This is a genomic window from Micromonospora sp. NPDC004540 (genome assembly GCF_040610095.1).
Taxonomy (GTDB): domain Bacteria; phylum Actinomycetota; class Actinomycetes; order Mycobacteriales; family Micromonosporaceae; genus Micromonospora.
The window spans coordinates 1-14,141 of the sequence record NZ_JBEXLR010000135.1 but is presented as its reverse complement, the minus strand read 5'-3'; the positions used below and the strand labels follow the sequence as shown (position 1 = coordinate 14,141).

Sequence of the window (14,141 nt, the reverse complement as noted above, 5' to 3'; positions counted from 1 at the left end):
CCGTCTCCACGCCGCCCGCGGCGGCCGCCATGACCGCCGCGGCGGCCAGGTCGGCGACCCGCTTGGCCTCCCGCTGCACCCGGGCCCGGGTCTCCCTTGACCGGCCGAGCTTCGACGCGTTCGCCGTGCGCGCTCCGGCGCAGCGGCCCGGCCCGGAGGTGGAGAGGGAACCGGCGGCCGGTCCCGACGGCGGCGTCCCCGCCAACGCCTGACCCGACCTCATGGCGCGGCCCGCCGGCGTCCCGGGCTGCCGGACCTCGGCAGCCCGGCGGGCCGGCGGCACGCGCCGGTGAGGTGGAGTCAGGTGAGGGCGGTGGCGAGGTCGGTGAGGTAGCGGGCCACCGGACCGGCCGTGAGCACGCCGCTGCCCGCGCCGGCCAGCTCGTCGGCGGCCGGAAGCAGCGCGGCGTGCAGCCGGGCCATGGTGGGACGGTCGTCGAGGGCGACGGCGGCTCGGGCGGCGACGCAGAGGCGGGCCTCGCACAGCAGGTCGTGCGGCGACTCCGGCAGCGAGCGCAGCGCGGCGGCGGCCTCGTCCCGGTGTCCCGCGGCGAGCAGGGCCAGCGGCCGGACCCACGGGGCGTACGGGCCGGCGGCGGCGTCGGCGAGCGCCGGGCCGAGGTCGTCGCCGGTGGACAGTCGCAGGCAGAGCAGGGCGAACGGCAGCAGCCCGGCCGCCATGCCCGGCATCTGCCCGGCGTCGAGCGGGACGGCCGCCGCCCGGTACGCCGCCTCGGCCTCGGCGCGACGTCCCGCGACGGCCAGCCGGAGGGCGGCGTACCAGGCGGTGAAGACGCCGACGAGGGGTAGCTCGTAGCGGGCGGCGAGGCGGTCGGCGGCGGCCGCGTGGGCGTCGGCGGCGGCGAGATCGGCGCGGGCGCAGTGCGCCTGGAGGGCGATGAGATGGCCCAGCACCTCGAAGGTGACCAGCCCGTGCCCGGCGGCCAGCTCGACCAGTTCGGCGCCGATGCGGGCGCGTTCCGGGGCCCGGCCGGCCCGGTCGAACGCGTGCATGAAGCGGGCGTTGAGCGCGAAGGCCAGCAGCGCCGGGTCACCGAGGCGGCGGGCGATCCCGTCCGCCTCCGCGGCCGCCCGCCGGCCCCGGTCGCCGGTGTCGCCGCGCAGCTCCAGGGCGAGGGTGCAGAGCAGCCGGCCGCGACGGGCCGCCTGGCCGGCGGGGAGCGCCACGAGGGCGGCTTCGGCGGCGGCGACGATCCGCCGGGACAGCTCCTCGTCGTCGTTGCGGGTCCAGACGGCCGGCACGTCGAACGCGGCCAGCACGTCCGCGGTGAGCCCGGGGTCGGCGAGCCGTTCGACGGTGGCGACCGCCTCGGCCCGCAACCGGCGGGTCCGGTCGAGGTGGCCGGTGACGGCGAGGTTGCGACCCCAGCCGATCACCGCCGCCAGCCGCCCGCGTACGTCCTCCCCGCCGGCCCGGTCGTGCGCGGTGACGGCCTGCTGCCAGAGCCGGGCGGCCTCGTGCGGGTGGCAGCGCCGCTCGGCCCGTTCGGCCGCCGCCGTGGCGTACCGGGCGGCCCGGGTCGCGGCGTCCGGGCCGGGGGCCTGTCCGAAGTGGTGGGCGAGGGCGGCGACGTCGTCCGGCCGGAGCCGTTCGAGCGCGGTCCCGACGGTGGCGTGCCAGCGGGCCCGGCGCGGCGCCGACAGGTCGGCGTAGAGGGTGTCGCGGACCAGGATGTGGTGGAAGCGGGTGCCGTCGGGGGTGAGGAATCCGGCCTGCGCGGCCCGGTCCACGGCGTCCAGCATGGCCTCCTCGCCGGCCAGCGCGGCCAGCACGTCCGCGTCGAGGTCCCGGCCGAGCACCGCGGCCTGCCGCAGCACGGTCCGGGTCGACTCGGGCAGCTGCGCCAGGCGGTGCCGGATGACGTCCCGCACGCCGGCCGGGACGGTGTCCAGCGCGGCGGCCCCCTCGACGGCGAGGAGCCGGGCCAGTTCCCGGACGAAGAACGGGTTGCCGCCGCTGCGCCGGTGCAGCGCCCGCACGGTGTCCGGGTCCGCCGCCCCGGCCACGGCCCGGACCAGCTCGGCGGTCTCCCCTTCGGCGAGCCCGCCGAGGTAGACCCGGACCGGTTCGACGCGGGCCAGCCGGGCCAGCGCGCCGGTCAGCGCCGGGGTGATCCCGGTCGCCCGGTAGGTGCCGACCGCCAGCACCGGCCCGGTGACCGGCTCCGGGCCGGTGAACAGCGCGGTCAGCAGGTCGAGGGTGTCCTCGTCGGCCCGGTGCAGGTCGTCGAGGACGAGCAGCACCGGACCGCGCCGGGCCGCCGCGCCCAGCCGGGCGCCCGCGATCCGGTGCAGCCGGTAGCGGGCCACGGCCGGCTCGTCATCGCCCGGCCCGTCCGGCGCGTCGGGAGCCGGTCCGGGCTCGGGCAGGGCGGCGGCGAGCTGCGTCCAGGGCCAGGCGGCCGGTGCGCCCTCGTACTCGGGGACCCGCCCCACGGCGCTGGTCCAGCCGACGGCGGCGAGCCCGTCGGCGAGCGCCTCGACGAACGCCGTCTTGCCCGCGCCGGCGTCCCCGGAGACCAGCACGAGCGCGGGTCGGGCCCGCCGGACCACCTCCTCGGCGAGCCCGGCCAGGCTCGTCAGCTCGGCCTCGCGCCCCACGAAGGGCCGCCGCTCCTCCTTTGCTCCGGGGGCGGGGGCCGGGGCGGGCGGTGGGGCGGCCGGCGCCGGCTCGAGATGCGGGGCCTGGGCGAGGATGTCGGCCTCCAGCCGGCGCAGCCGGGGACCCGGGTCCACCCCCAGCTCCCGGACCAGCACCGCGCGGGCCTCCCGCAGCGCGGCAAGCGCGTCGCCCTGCCGGCCCGCCCGGTAGAGCGCGGTGGCGAGCAGCCGCCAGGTCTCCTCCCGCAGTGGCTCGGCGGCGGCCTGGGCGCGCAGGTCGCCGGCGGCCTCGGCGGCCCGACCCACGGCCAGCAGCGCCTCGGCGCGCCGCTCGACGGCGAGCAGCCGCAGCTCGTCCAGCCGGTCGATCTCCGCCCGCGCCCACGGCTCGGCGGCGAACTCCGCGTAGGCGGGGCCGCGCCAGAGGGCGAGCGCGTCGTCCAGGGCGGCCAGCGCCGGGCCGGGGCGGCCGGCCGCGAGCGACTCCCCCGCCGCACCGACCGCCGCCTCGAACCGGCCCGCGTCGACCGCCTCGGGGGCGGCCGGCAGCGCGTACCCGGGCGGGGCGGTGACCAGCAGTCGGGCCGGCTGCCGCGGCGGCCGGTCGGGCTCCAGGGCCCGGCGCAGGTCGGCCACGAAGGTCCGGACCGCGCCGATCGCACCCTCCGGCGGCTCCACCCACAGGTCGCCGACGAGCCGGTCGACCGGCACCACCCGGCCCCGGGCGACCAGCAGCCGGGCCAGCACCGCACGCTGCCGGGCGCCCTTCAGCGCCACCGGGCCGCGCTCGCCGGCCGCCACCAGCGGCCCGAGCACCCCGAAGGTCACTCCGGGTACGCGCGGCGGGCTGGTCACCCCGCCCACTCTAGGCAGCCCGGTGCGCCCGCACCGGCGGCCCGACCAGGGCACTCATCCGTTGCTGACCGGGCACTGACCGGCCCGGGGCAGCCTCGACGGGTACCCGAGCACACCCGGAGAGGACCTCTCATGATCAACGGATTCGCGCCGCGCCGCATCACCGTGGCCGACGGCGTCGCCCTGCACGCCGCGGTGGGCGGCAGCGGCAGCCCGGTCGTGCTGCTGCACGGCTTCCCGCAGACCCACCTGATGTGGCGGCACGTCGCCGCGGACCTCGCCGCCGACCACACGGTCATCTGCCCCGACCTGCGCGGCTACGGCGACAGCGACAAGCCCGCCGACACCGACGGCACCGCGTACGCCAAGCGGACCATGGCCGCCGACGTGGTGGCGCTGGCCCGGGCGCTGGGGCACGAGCGGTTCGCCCTGGTCGGGCACGACCGGGGCGCCCTGGTGGCGATCCGCGCCGGCCTGGACCACCCGGAGACGGTCACCCACCTGGCGGCGCTGGACGTGCTGCCCACCCTCGACACCTGGGAGGTGATGCACGGCGTCACGGCCGGGGTCGGCTTCCACCTCTACCTGATGGCCCAGCCGCCGGGCCTGCCCGAGCGGCTGATCGGCGCCGCGCCGGACGAGTTCTTCGGCCACTTCCTGGACCTCTGGGCCGGCGACCCGGACGCGATCCCCGCCGACGTGCGGGCCGCCTACCTGCGGGCCTGCCGGGCGGCGGTGCCCTCGATCGTGGCGGACTACCGGGCGTCGGCCGGCATCGACCTCGCGCACGACGAGGCGGACCGGGCGGCGGGCGCCGTGCTGCGAATGCCGGTCACGGTGCTCCAGCAGGACTGGGGCGCCGCGCTCGGCTTCGACGCGGCGGCGCGCTGGCGCGCCTGGGCGCCGGACCTGCGGCACGTGCCGGTGTCATACGGCCACTTCATGGCCGAGGAGGCCCCGGCCGAGGTGGTGAAGGAGCTGCGCGCGCTGCTCGGCCGCTGAGGAGAGCCGCGTGCGCACCCTTGCCCCGCACCGTGAAAGATGCAAATATTCTGATCACTTCACGTGTTGGGCTCACTACCGGGGGTTGATGGCATGCGGAAGGCTTCCTCGATCGCGGCGGCGGTCACACTGACGGTCGGCTGCACCGGTGTCGCGGTGGTGAGCGTGGCGGGTCCGGCGAGCGCGACGTGCAGCCACTCCCACTCCAACATCGACACCAGGTCCGGCACGCTCTTCAACGCCACCAACGTCAACATCCGCACCGGCCCACACACCACCTGCGGCTCGCTCGGCTACGGCCAGCTCAGCCACAGCGTCGACTTCCACTGCTACACCAACGGCGACCGGGTCAGTGCGAACGGGCACACCACCTACACCTGGACCTACCTGAGGGACACCACGACCGGGGTGTCCGGCTGGGTCGCCGACGCCCTGCTGGACAACCTCGGCAGCGGCATCGCCTGCTGACCGGTCCCGCGCGACCCGCTCCGAGCGGGCAGGATGGTCCGGCATGACCGAGCCTCGCCTGTACCCGCCCGTCGAGCCGTACGCCACCCACCGGATCGCCGTCGGCGACGGCCACGTGCTGCACGTGGAGGAGGTGGGGCGGCCGGACGGCGTAGCCGTGGTCTTCCTGCACGGCGGGCCGGGCGGCGGTCTGGTGCCGGCGGCGCGACGGTTCTTCGACCCGCGGCGCTACCGCGCCGTGCTGTTCGACCAGCGCGGCGCGGGGCGCAGCACCCCGTTCGGTGAGCTGCGGGCGAACACCACCTGGCACCTGGTGGCCGACCTGGAGACGATCCGGGAACGGCTCGGGATCGACTCCTGGCTGGTGTTCGGCGGGTCGTGGGGGGTCACCCTCGGCCTGGCGTACGCCCAGACCCACCCGGACCGGGTCACCGGGCTGATCCTGCGCGGGGTGCTGCTGCTGCGGCGCAGCGAGCGGGACTGGTTCTACCAGGGCGGGCTGCGCCACCTCCAGCCGGACGAGTGGGACCGCTTCGTCGCACCGATCCCCACCGCGGAGCGGGGCGACGTGCTGGCGGCGTACCACCGGCGGCTGCACGGACCCGACGAGGCCGAGGCCCGTGCCTGCGCCGTCACCTGGGGGCGCTGGGAGGCGGTCAACTCGTCGCTGCGCCCCGACCCCGGGGTGCTCGCCCACTTCACCGCCGAGGAGCAGGCGCTGCCGATCGCCCGGATCCTCTCCCACTACGCCGTGCACGGCGGCTTCCTCACCGAGACGCAACTGCTCGACGGCGTGGACCGGATCCGCCACCTGCCCGCCGTCATCATCAACGGCCGCTACGACCTGTGCTGCCCGCCGGTGTCCGCCCACGACCTGGCCCGGCGCTGGCCCGAGGCCGAGCTGCGGATCGTGCCCGACGCCGGCCACTCGGCCGCCGAGCCGGCCATCGCCCGCGAGCTGCTCCGGGCCACCGACCACTTCGCCGACCTGCTCGGCTGAGCCGGCCTACGTGGCGAGCAGCGCCCGGATCGGGTCGGCGATGGCCGGGTCCACCGGAAACCGGGCCGCCAGCCAGTCGAGCGTGGTCCGGGCGGCCGCCCGGTTGTGCCGGTAGCCGGGCACCATGGCGGCCAGCGGCAGCACCTCCGGCGGGTACGCCTGCTCCACCCGGCGGCTCGGGTCGAACGGGTCCCGCCGGTGGGCCGGCGACGGCTCGGTGAGCCGCAGGAGGGCGAGCACGCGGTCCACCGCGTACGACTGGATGAACCGCGCCGCGGTCAGCCGTTCCCCGCGCAGCTCGCGGTGCAGGCCGACGTAGAGGTTGGTGAGCGCCTCGTTGAGGTGGAACTCGACGGTGTCGTACGGCGTGGCGGGGCGTGGCGGGGCGCGGCGACCGGCCAACCCGGCCGGCGCGTCGGGGCGCTGCCACACCACCCGGGCGCCGGTGAACGGCAACCGGGCCAGCTCGGCCACGGTGAAGACGGCGTACTCGACGAAGATCCCGTCGGCGTAGCGCGCCTTGCGGCCGTTGCGCTCGTTGGCGAAGCTGTACGCCACCGGGCAGGGCGCGGCCAGCCAGTCGATCGAGTCGACGTAGCGGCCCACCGCGCCGTCTGCGACGACGAGGAAGAAGTCCAGGTCGGAGTGGTCGTCGAGCCGGTCCCGGTCGACACCGGCGGAGCCGAGGCCGAGCAGCGCCACGGTGTCCGGCCGGGTGGCGAGGTGGGCGGCGAGGTCGTCGAGCCGACGCAGCATCGGGTGCATGCCGTCGTCCCTTCCGTGAAGAGTCGACGTTTCAGCCCGTGCGGCCCTGCGCCGCCGCCGGGGTCGCGACACCGATGCCCGCCATTCTGCGTCGGACCCCCGACACCGCTCAAGTCGCGGCTGTCCATCCGGCGACCGCGCTGGCAAGATCGGCCGGGTGACGGGTGCACTGTTCGCGGTCAGTGACCTCCATGTGTCGTACGCCGAGAACCGCGCGGTCGTGGACGGCCTGCGGCCGGAGTCGGCGGACGACTGGCTGATCGTGGCCGGCGACGTCGGCGAGGTGTTCGCGGACATCGAGCGGACGTTGCGGCAGCTCAGCGACCGGTTCGCCCGGGTCGTCTGGGTGCCCGGCAACCACGAGCTGTGGACCCACCCTGCCGACCCGGTGACCCTGCGCGGCCGGGCCCGCTACGCCGCGCTGGTCGGGATGTGCCGCGACCTGGGCGTGCTCACCCCGGAGGACGACTATCCGGTGTGGCAGGGCGAGGGCGGGCCGGTGACCGTGGCGCCGCTGTTCCTGCTCTACGACTACTCGTTCCGGGCCCCCGGCACCAACTCGAAGGAGGAGTCGCTGCGCGCGGCGTACGCGGCGGGGGTGGTGTGCACCGACGAGATGCTGCTGCACCCCGACCCGCACCCGGACCGGGAGTCCTGGTGCTGGGAGCGGATCGCCGAGACCGAGCGGCGGCTGGCCGCCGTCGACCCGGGGCTGCCGACCGTGCTGGTCAACCACTGGCCGCTGGTCCGCGAGCCCACCGACGTGCTCTGGTATCCCGAGTTCGCCCAGTGGTGCGGCACCGACCGCACGGCCGACTGGCACCTGCGGCACCGCGCCGCCGTGGCGGTCTACGGGCACCTGCACATCCCCCGCACCACCCACTACGACGGGGTGCGCTTCGAGGAGGTGTCGCTGGGCTACCCGCGCGAGTGGGGCCGGCGGGGCGGCGAGCCGCGGCCGATGCGGCGCATCCTCGGCGGTGCCGCGTGATCGAGGTCCTGCTCCCGCCGGCGGCGGTGCCCGTCGAGGCGTTCTCCGACATCCCGGGCGAGGCCCCGTACCCCGGCGAGGAGGACCTGCTCGCCCGGGCCGTGGAGGCCCGCCGCCGCGAGTTCGTCACCGCCCGCCGCTGCGCCCGGGAGGCCCTGGCCCGCCTCGGGTACTCCCCCGCGGCGATCCGCCCCGGCCCGAAGCGGGAGCCCCTGTGGCCGGCGGGCGTGGTCGGCAGCATCACCCACTGCGCCGGCTACCGGGCCGCGGCGGTCGCCCGGGACACCGCGCTGGCCGGGCTCGGCATCGACGCCGAGCCGCACGAGCCGCTGCCCGACGGGGTGGCCGAGGTGGTCACCACGGCCGGCGAGCCGGAGACGCTGGCCCGGCTACGCGCCGCCCACCCGGCGGTGCACTGGGACCGGCTGCTGTTCAGCGCCAAGGAGTCGGTCTACAAGGCGTGGTATCCGCTGACCGGGCGCTGGCTCGGCTTCGAGGACGCCGAACTGTCCGTCGACTCGGCCGCCGGGAGCTTCACGGCCCGGGTGCTGGTCGACGCCTCCCGCGCCGATGGCGGCCCGCCGCTGGCCGCGCTGCACGGCCGTTGGCTGGTCGCCGACGGGCTCGTGGTCACGGCGGTGGCGGTACCCCGGCGGCCCTGACCCCGTCGCGGTCGCCGGCCGGGTGTGAACGCTCCCACCTGCCCGAGTCGGTCTGGGAGCGGTTCCCCGCCTCCGTCTCCTGAGCGGCACCGAAGGGCGGCCCCCACCTGGGGGCCGCCCTTCGCCGTCTCGGGCCGCCGACGTTTGTGCCCGGGTCCGGCGGGAAGGACGGGGGCCTCACAGTCAGGAGCGGCGGATGAACGGGCCCATGGGCGGCGAGCCGGTCGGCGATCTCGAACTCGTGCACACCTTCACCGGGCCGATGCCCACCGGCGTGAGCGTGTCGCACATCGGCCGGGTCTTCGTGAACTTCCCCAAGTGGGGGGACGAGGTGTCGGCCACCGTCGTCGAGCTGCGCGACGGCCGGGAGGCCCCCTACCCGGACGAGGCCTGGAACAGCCCGTCCGGGGACGACGACGCGAACGCCTTCGTCTCGGTGCAGAGCATCGTGGTGGACCCGGCCGACCGGCTCTGGGTGGTCGACACCGGCAGCCCGATGTTCCAGCCGACGAAGCCGGGCGGGCCGAAGCTCGTCCGGGTCGACCTGGACACCGACACCGTCGGGCAGGTGATCACCTTCCCGACCGACGTGGCGCTGCCCACCACGTACCTCAACGACGTCCGCTTCGACCTGCGGCGGGGCGACGCCGGCCTCGCCTACCTCACCGACTCCTCCGACTCGGGCCCGAACGGCATCGTCGTGGTGGACCTGGCCACCGGCGCGTCGTGGCGGCGGCTGCACGACCACCCGTCCACGAAGGCCGAGCCGCTGGATTCCTTCCGGCCGGTCGTGGAGGGGCGGCCGCTCCTGGAGCGTCCGGCCGACGGGCCGCCGAAGCCGGTCGGGATGGGCTCGGACGGCATCGCCATCTCCGCGGACGGCTCCCGGCTGCACTACTGCCCGCTCGCCTCCCGCCGCTGGTACAGCGTGGCGACCGAGGCCCTGGCCGACCGGACGCTTCGCGAGGAGCAGGTCGCGGCCACGGTGGTGGACGAGGGCGACAAGGGCGGCGGCTCCGACGGCCTGGAGACCGACGACTCCGGCGCGTTCTACCTGACCTCCTACGAGCACAACGCGGTGCTGCGGCGGCGGCCGGACGGCGAGTTCGAGACCCTGGTGCACGACCCGCGGCTGCTCTGGCCCGACACGATGTCCGTGGCCGCCGACGGCCACCTCTACGTCACCGCCAATCAGCTGCACCGGCAGGCGAAGTACCAGGGCGGCACGGACCTGCGGCGCAAGCCGTACGCCCTGTTCCGCGTCCGCATCGACGCCGGTCCGGTCCGCCTGCGCTGAACGCCCCCGCCGATTCATCGAGAGACATCATTGACGCCTTAGTTAATACTCTTTAATATTTGGTCACCTCGAGGAAGACCGATCCCCGTCCGACCCGTACCGCCCGCCGGCGCCGGCCCCGACCAGCGCCGGCGGGCGCTACGGCGCCCCCTGCACCGGGAAGGCCCCCTCGATGTCCGCACCGCGCCCCGCCGCCGTTCCCCGGTGGCCGCCAGCCTGCTCGCGCTCGCCACCGCCACCGCGACGCTCGCCCTGACCCCGGCCGCCGCCGAGGCCGTCGTCCTGCCGAACAACTTCAAGAGCGTCGGCTACCTGCCGTCCTGGAGCGGCAGCGTCAACAGCGTCCAGTACGGCAAGCTCACCCACATCAACTACGCGTTCGTGCTGCCCAACAACGACGGCAGCCTGCGCCCGGTGGAGAACCCCGGCAAGCTCTCCTCGCTCGTGTCGCTCGGGCACGCCAACAACGTCAAGGTGTCCATCGCGATCGGCGGCTGGAACGACGGCAACGACTCCGCCTTCGAGGCGCTCGCCGCGAACTCCGGCGCCCGCGGCGCGTTCGTCACCAACGTGGTCAACTTCGTCAACCAGTACAGCCTCGACGGCGTCGACATCGACTGGGAGTATCCCGACCCGGGCGCCTCGGCGAACAACTACACGCTGCTCATGCAGCAGCTCGGCAGCGCGCTGCACAGCCGCGGCAAGCTGCTCACGGCGGCCGTGGTCTCCGAGGGCTACTACGTCGACGGCGTGCCGCCGGCGGTCTTCGGCTCGGTCGACTGGCTGAACATCATGGCGTACGACGGCGGCAGCCCGCACGCCAACTACGACTGGTCGATCAACAGCGTCAACCTGTGGAAGTCGCGCGGCCTGCCCGCCGCCAAGGCGGTGCTCGGCGTGCCCTTCTACAGCCGGCCCGGCTACTACACCTACGCCGCGCTGGTCGGCATGGATCCGGCCAACGCCAACCGGGACTGCACCACGGTGAGCGGCGCCCAGCAGTGCTACAACGGTGTGCCGACCGTGAAGCGCAAGACCCAGTGGGCGCTGGCCAACGCCGGCGGGATGATGAACTGGGAGCTGTCCCAGGACACCACCGGCGCGACCTCGCTGGTCAGCGCGATCTACGACACCGTGATGGGCGGCGGCACCCCGCCGCCGGGCGGGCGTACCGGCCCGATCACCGGCATCGGCGGCAAGTGCGTCGACGTCGCCGCGGCCGGCACCGCCAACGGCACCGCGGTCCAGCTCTACACCTGCAACGGCACCGCCGCGCAGAGCTGGACGGTGGCCGGCGACGGCACCCTGCGGGCGCTGGGCAAGTGCGCCGACGTGACCAGCGGCTCCACCGCCAACGGGGCGAAGGCGCAGCTCTGGGACTGCAACGGCACCGGCGCCCAGGTCTGGCAGGCCCAGTCCAACGGCACGCTGCGCAACCCGCAGTCGAACAAGTGCCTGGACGCCACCGACAACAGCTCCGCCAACGGCACCCGGCTGCAGATCTGGGACTGCTTCGGCGGCGCCAACCAGGTCTGGCGGCTGCCGGTCTGACCGTCGACCCGCGATCCCCGCCGCGCCGGACCGGTGCGGCGGGGATCCGCCGTCACCAGCGGTTGCGGGCCTCCTCCGCCCAGCCGACCAGGCCGTCGAGGTCCACCCGCTCGCCGTCGTCCGTGGCGGCCCACCCGGTGAAGTGCCCGAAGCACTGGTGGGTCTCGCCGGCCAGCACGACGAGGTTGGTGCGCGCCACGCGCTCGTGGAACGGGTGGAACGTGACGTCCACCCGATCGCCGGTGATCCGCCACGGCCGCAGCCAGTCCGCGCGGTCGTAGCTCCAGGCCAGCTCGCCGCCGATCTTGTGCAGCCGCCCGTCGACGAAGACCGCGTTCTCGGTCGAGCCGGTGCCGTCGGTCCACTTGCCACCGAGCTGGATGGCCCGCCCCGGTCCGCTGCCGGCCGCCCAGTTCCAGCGCACCGCGTACCGCCACTTGCCGCGACCGTGGTCGAGCACCGCGAACGACTCCTCCGTGTCGACCGGGTACGCGACGCCGTCGATCCGCAGCGTGCCCCGCACCGGCCGGCCGACGTCCTTGAGCGTGTACTGGAACCGGCGGCTGCTCCACGGCACCACCACACCCAGCGACTCGTGGCCCGGCGGCAGCGGCGCCACGAGGTCGACCTCGACGCCGGGCGCGGTGGCCCGGATGGTGCTGCCGTCGGGGCGCTGGTCGACCTGGACGACCAGGCCGCCGCCGCGGGCCCGCACCACGCCCGCGCCGCTGACCGGCGGGAGGACCGCGCCGCGGGCGAACGGGACCACCGCCTCGGCCGTCCGCTCGACGCCGGTGCGGCGGTCGAGCAGGTAGAGGCTCTGCACGCCGGCGTAGTCCAGGGACGACGCGACCAGGCCGACGATGTGGGTCGGGGTGACGATGCCCCAGTGCTCCCAGCGCTTGCCCCGGCCCCAGCCGCGCAGGTTCGCCCGGTGCAGCGGCCGGCGGCTCCAGCCCACCGCCGCCGGGTTCAGCCGCCCGTCCGGCCGGCACAGGTCGACCGGCTCGGTGATCTCCCGCTCGTGCGTCATCGACGCAGGCTACCGGCTCGGGCCGGGTTCGCGACCCGGCAGCGGGCGGTCAGCCGACCCGGTTCAGGTTCGGCCGGCCGGTGCGGACCCGCTGCCGGTCGGCGGCCACCCGCGGGCCGTCCGCGGCCAGCATCCGGTCCGCCGCCGCCAACCCGGTCAGCGCGGCGCCGTAGGCGGCCAGCTCGCGCTGGAAGTGCTCCACCTTGGCGTACCAGAACTTCAGCTCCGGGTTCATGGCCTTGGCGTTGATGTAGCCGACGATGTCGGTGTCGGGCGTGATGCCCCGGCGCGCGTAGCAGCGGTCGAAAGCGGCCTTGGTCCGCTCGTACCGCTCGCTCATCGCGGTGAGGCCGGCCTCCGCCTCCAGCAGCCGGTCGCGCAGGTACCGCACGTACATGGGCGGGACGCCGGCCGGTGGCGGGGTGGCCCTCCGCTGTCCGTCGGATCCGTTCGGGAACGGCATGACCGCCCTCCTTCCCGCGGTCGAGATACAGAGAAGTTCTTCTACCCCCGACACGGGCGGATCATGCCGGCGCCCCATGGAAGTGATTGCCGTCGATGCTTGATATCGATGCGAGCCGATATATAGGCTGGGCCGGTCCCCGCTCGACCCCGTCCCACAAGGAGAGTGAGCGATGCGTCTGCCCAAGGCCACCCGGTTCCTCGCCACCGTCGCCACCGCGGCGCTGGCGGCGCTGGGCGCCGTCACCGTCGACCCGGCGCCGGCCGCCGCGGCCGTCCGCAACGTCTGCTACAACACCAGCCAGGCCGGGCCGTTCGCCAGCTACGCCGTCCAGGCCGCCTCGATCTGGAACAACCGCACGAACAACATCAACATGGCGCAGTGCGGCTCGAACCTGATGATCTACTACACCTACGGCGGCGGCTCGTACGCCCAGCGCACGAGCCTCGGCAACGGCCGCGTCGTCATCGACTACTACCAGGCGCAGCAATACTCGCCGCTGCGCATCATGACCCACGAGATCGGGCACATCCTCGGCCTGCCCGACAACTACAACGGCAACTGCGCCATCCTGATGTCCGGCGGCAGCGCCGGCACCAGCTGCACCAACCCGTACCCGAGCACCACCGAGGCCGCCCGGGTCGACTCGCTGTTCGGCTTCGCGGCCCGCAGCGCGGTGACGCCGCAGGTCTTCACCGGCAGCTGGCCGGCGCCCGTCACGGCGGGCGCCCAGCGCTGACCGGCTCCTGGACAGGACACCCGGCCGGGCGGCGGAGACGCCGACCGGCCGGGCACTCCCCGTTCAGGACCGGAACCCCACGGGTCAGCGACCCCGGGTGGCCTTGCAGACCTCCACCGGCAGGGCCGGCGCGCCGTCGACCGGCGCCGGGTCCTCCGGCGTGGCGGCGATCCCGCCGGCCGCGATCCGGTCCAGGGTGGCCAGCCCGGCCTCGTCGATCGTGCCGAAGACGGTGTAGTTGGGGCGCAGCGCCGAGTCGGACTGGACCAGGAAGAACTGGCTGCCGTTGGTGTCCGGGCCGGCGTTGGCCATGGCCAGCGTGCCGCGGGCGTAGAGGCGGCGGACCCCGGTCGGGTCGGTCGGCGCCGGCGGCAGGTCGGTGGGCAGCTCGTCGGCGTACCGGTAGCCCGGCCCGCCCTCGCCGGTGCCGGACGGGTCACCGCACTGCAGCACCTTCAACGTCGGGTACGCGGTGAGCCGGTGGCAGTGCGTCCGGTCGTAGAACTTGTGCCGGGCCAGGTGCAGGAAGCTCTGCACGGTGCACGGGGCCTGCTCGCGGTCGAGGGTCAGCCCGATCGGCCCCTGGTTGGTCCGCAGTCGGTGCGGGACACCTGCCGGACGCTAGTGCGGTTTCCACTAACTTTCACCGGGTGTCCGGTGGGTGTTGTGGATCCTCGCTTTTTGGGCGAGCGA

At 75.1% G+C, this 14,141-nt stretch carries 12 protein-coding genes and 2 pseudogenes; 8 read left to right on the top strand and 6 right to left on the bottom strand.

Annotated elements, in window-relative coordinates; translation table 11 throughout:
- Together ABZV78_RS29265 and ABZV78_RS29260 are read right to left on the bottom strand one after the other, a co-directional pair.
- Window positions 1–205 (bottom strand): annotated as a pseudogene (locus ABZV78_RS29265) (hypothetical protein); the annotation flags it as partial.
- A gap of 95 nt (window positions 206–300) precedes the next feature.
- A complete protein-coding gene (locus ABZV78_RS29260) occupies window positions 301–3,477 on the bottom strand; it encodes a BTAD domain-containing putative transcriptional regulator (RefSeq protein ID WP_355643737.1) in 3,177 nt (1,058 codons plus the stop codon).
- Window positions 3,478–3,609: 132 nt separating this feature from the next.
- Here ABZV78_RS29260 and ABZV78_RS29255 point away from each other — a divergent pair, with 132 nt between their 5' ends.
- From ABZV78_RS29255 to pip, 3 genes are all read left to right on the top strand, one after another.
- The gene (locus ABZV78_RS29255; protein WP_355643735.1) at window positions 3,610–4,479 is read left to right on the top strand and encodes an alpha/beta hydrolase; all 870 of its coding nucleotides are present in this window, start codon (window positions 3,610–3,612) and stop codon (window positions 4,477–4,479) included.
- A gap of 93 nt (window positions 4,480–4,572) precedes the next feature.
- Complete coding sequence (locus ABZV78_RS29250; protein ID WP_355643733.1) at window positions 4,573–4,947, top strand: hypothetical protein; 375 nt, start codon at window positions 4,573–4,575, stop codon at window positions 4,945–4,947.
- A 43-nt stretch (window positions 4,948–4,990) separates the two neighbouring features.
- A complete protein-coding gene (pip, locus tag ABZV78_RS29245) occupies window positions 4,991–5,947 on the top strand; it encodes a prolyl aminopeptidase (protein WP_355643731.1) in 957 nt (318 codons plus the stop codon).
- Window positions 5,948–5,953: 6 nt separating this feature from the next.
- On the opposite strand, the gene ABZV78_RS29240 is transcribed toward pip, so the two are convergent.
- A complete protein-coding gene (locus ABZV78_RS29240) occupies window positions 5,954–6,712 on the bottom strand; it encodes a hypothetical protein (RefSeq protein ID WP_355643730.1) in 759 nt (252 codons plus the stop codon).
- 157 nt (window positions 6,713–6,869) lie between these two features.
- Here ABZV78_RS29240 and ABZV78_RS29235 point away from each other — a divergent pair, with 157 nt between their 5' ends.
- The 4 genes from ABZV78_RS29235 (at window position 6,870) to ABZV78_RS29220 (ending at window position 11,213) form a co-directional block, all read left to right on the top strand.
- Entirely contained in the window at window positions 6,870–7,703 is an 834-nt protein-coding gene (locus ABZV78_RS29235; protein WP_355643728.1) for a metallophosphoesterase, read from the top strand.
- Window positions 7,700–8,365: a 4'-phosphopantetheinyl transferase superfamily protein gene (locus ABZV78_RS29230; RefSeq protein WP_355643726.1), complete on the top strand. Its 666-nt coding sequence runs from the start codon at window positions 7,700–7,702 to the stop codon at window positions 8,363–8,365. Before ABZV78_RS29235 ends, ABZV78_RS29230 begins: the two co-directional genes overlap by 4 nt.
- Before the next feature lie 196 nt (window positions 8,366–8,561).
- The gene (locus tag ABZV78_RS29225; RefSeq protein WP_355643724.1) at window positions 8,562–9,662 is read left to right on the top strand and encodes an L-dopachrome tautomerase-related protein; all 1,101 of its coding nucleotides are present in this window, start codon (window positions 8,562–8,564) and stop codon (window positions 9,660–9,662) included.
- A 204-nt stretch (window positions 9,663–9,866) separates the two neighbouring features.
- A complete protein-coding gene (locus tag ABZV78_RS29220) occupies window positions 9,867–11,213 on the top strand; it encodes a glycosyl hydrolase family 18 protein (RefSeq protein WP_355643722.1) in 1,347 nt (448 codons plus the stop codon).
- A 52-nt stretch (window positions 11,214–11,265) separates the two neighbouring features.
- Here ABZV78_RS29220 and ABZV78_RS29215 read toward each other — a convergent pair whose 3' ends face one another.
- Both ABZV78_RS29215 and ABZV78_RS29210 read right to left on the bottom strand, forming a co-directional pair.
- The gene (locus ABZV78_RS29215; RefSeq protein WP_355643720.1) at window positions 11,266–12,246 is read right to left on the bottom strand and encodes a DUF2804 domain-containing protein; all 981 of its coding nucleotides are present in this window, start codon (window positions 12,244–12,246) and stop codon (window positions 11,266–11,268) included.
- 49 nt (window positions 12,247–12,295) lie between these two features.
- On the bottom strand, window positions 12,296–12,709 hold the full coding sequence (locus ABZV78_RS29210) for a hypothetical protein (RefSeq protein WP_355643718.1): 414 nt from the start codon (window positions 12,707–12,709) through the stop codon (window positions 12,296–12,298).
- Between the two features lie 172 nt (window positions 12,710–12,881).
- Here ABZV78_RS29210 and ABZV78_RS29205 point away from each other — a divergent pair, with 172 nt between their 5' ends.
- Window positions 12,882–13,448, top strand: a complete 567-nt coding sequence (locus ABZV78_RS29205) for a snapalysin family zinc-dependent metalloprotease (RefSeq protein ID WP_355643716.1) — start codon at window positions 12,882–12,884, stop codon at window positions 13,446–13,448.
- 84 nt (window positions 13,449–13,532) lie between these two features.
- On the opposite strand, the pseudogene ABZV78_RS29200 reads toward ABZV78_RS29205, so the two are convergent.
- Window positions 13,533–14,141 (bottom strand): annotated as a pseudogene (locus ABZV78_RS29200) (peptidylprolyl isomerase); the annotation flags it as partial.

Bases quoted from the DNA above. Each gene is read 5' to 3' on its own strand.
- ABZV78_RS29255 (WP_355643735.1), top strand. From the start codon at position 3,610: ATGATCAACGGATTCGCGCCGCGCCGCATCACCGTGGCCGACGGCGTC.
- ABZV78_RS29250 (WP_355643733.1), top strand. From the start codon at position 4,573: ATGCGGAAGGCTTCCTCGATCGCGGCGGCGGTCACACTGACGGTCGGC.
- pip (WP_355643731.1), top strand. From the start codon at position 4,991: ATGACCGAGCCTCGCCTGTACCCGCCCGTCGAGCCGTACGCCACCCAC.
- ABZV78_RS29240 (WP_355643730.1), bottom strand. From the start codon at position 6,712: ATGCACCCGATGCTGCGTCGGCTCGACGACCTCGCCGCCCACCTCGCC.
- ABZV78_RS29225 (WP_355643724.1), top strand. From the start codon at position 8,562: ATGAACGGGCCCATGGGCGGCGAGCCGGTCGGCGATCTCGAACTCGTG.
- ABZV78_RS29215 (WP_355643720.1), bottom strand. From the start codon at position 12,246: ATGACGCACGAGCGGGAGATCACCGAGCCGGTCGACCTGTGCCGGCCG.
- ABZV78_RS29210 (WP_355643718.1), bottom strand. From the start codon at position 12,709: ATGCCGTTCCCGAACGGATCCGACGGACAGCGGAGGGCCACCCCGCCA.
- ABZV78_RS29205 (WP_355643716.1), top strand. From the start codon at position 12,882: ATGCGTCTGCCCAAGGCCACCCGGTTCCTCGCCACCGTCGCCACCGCG.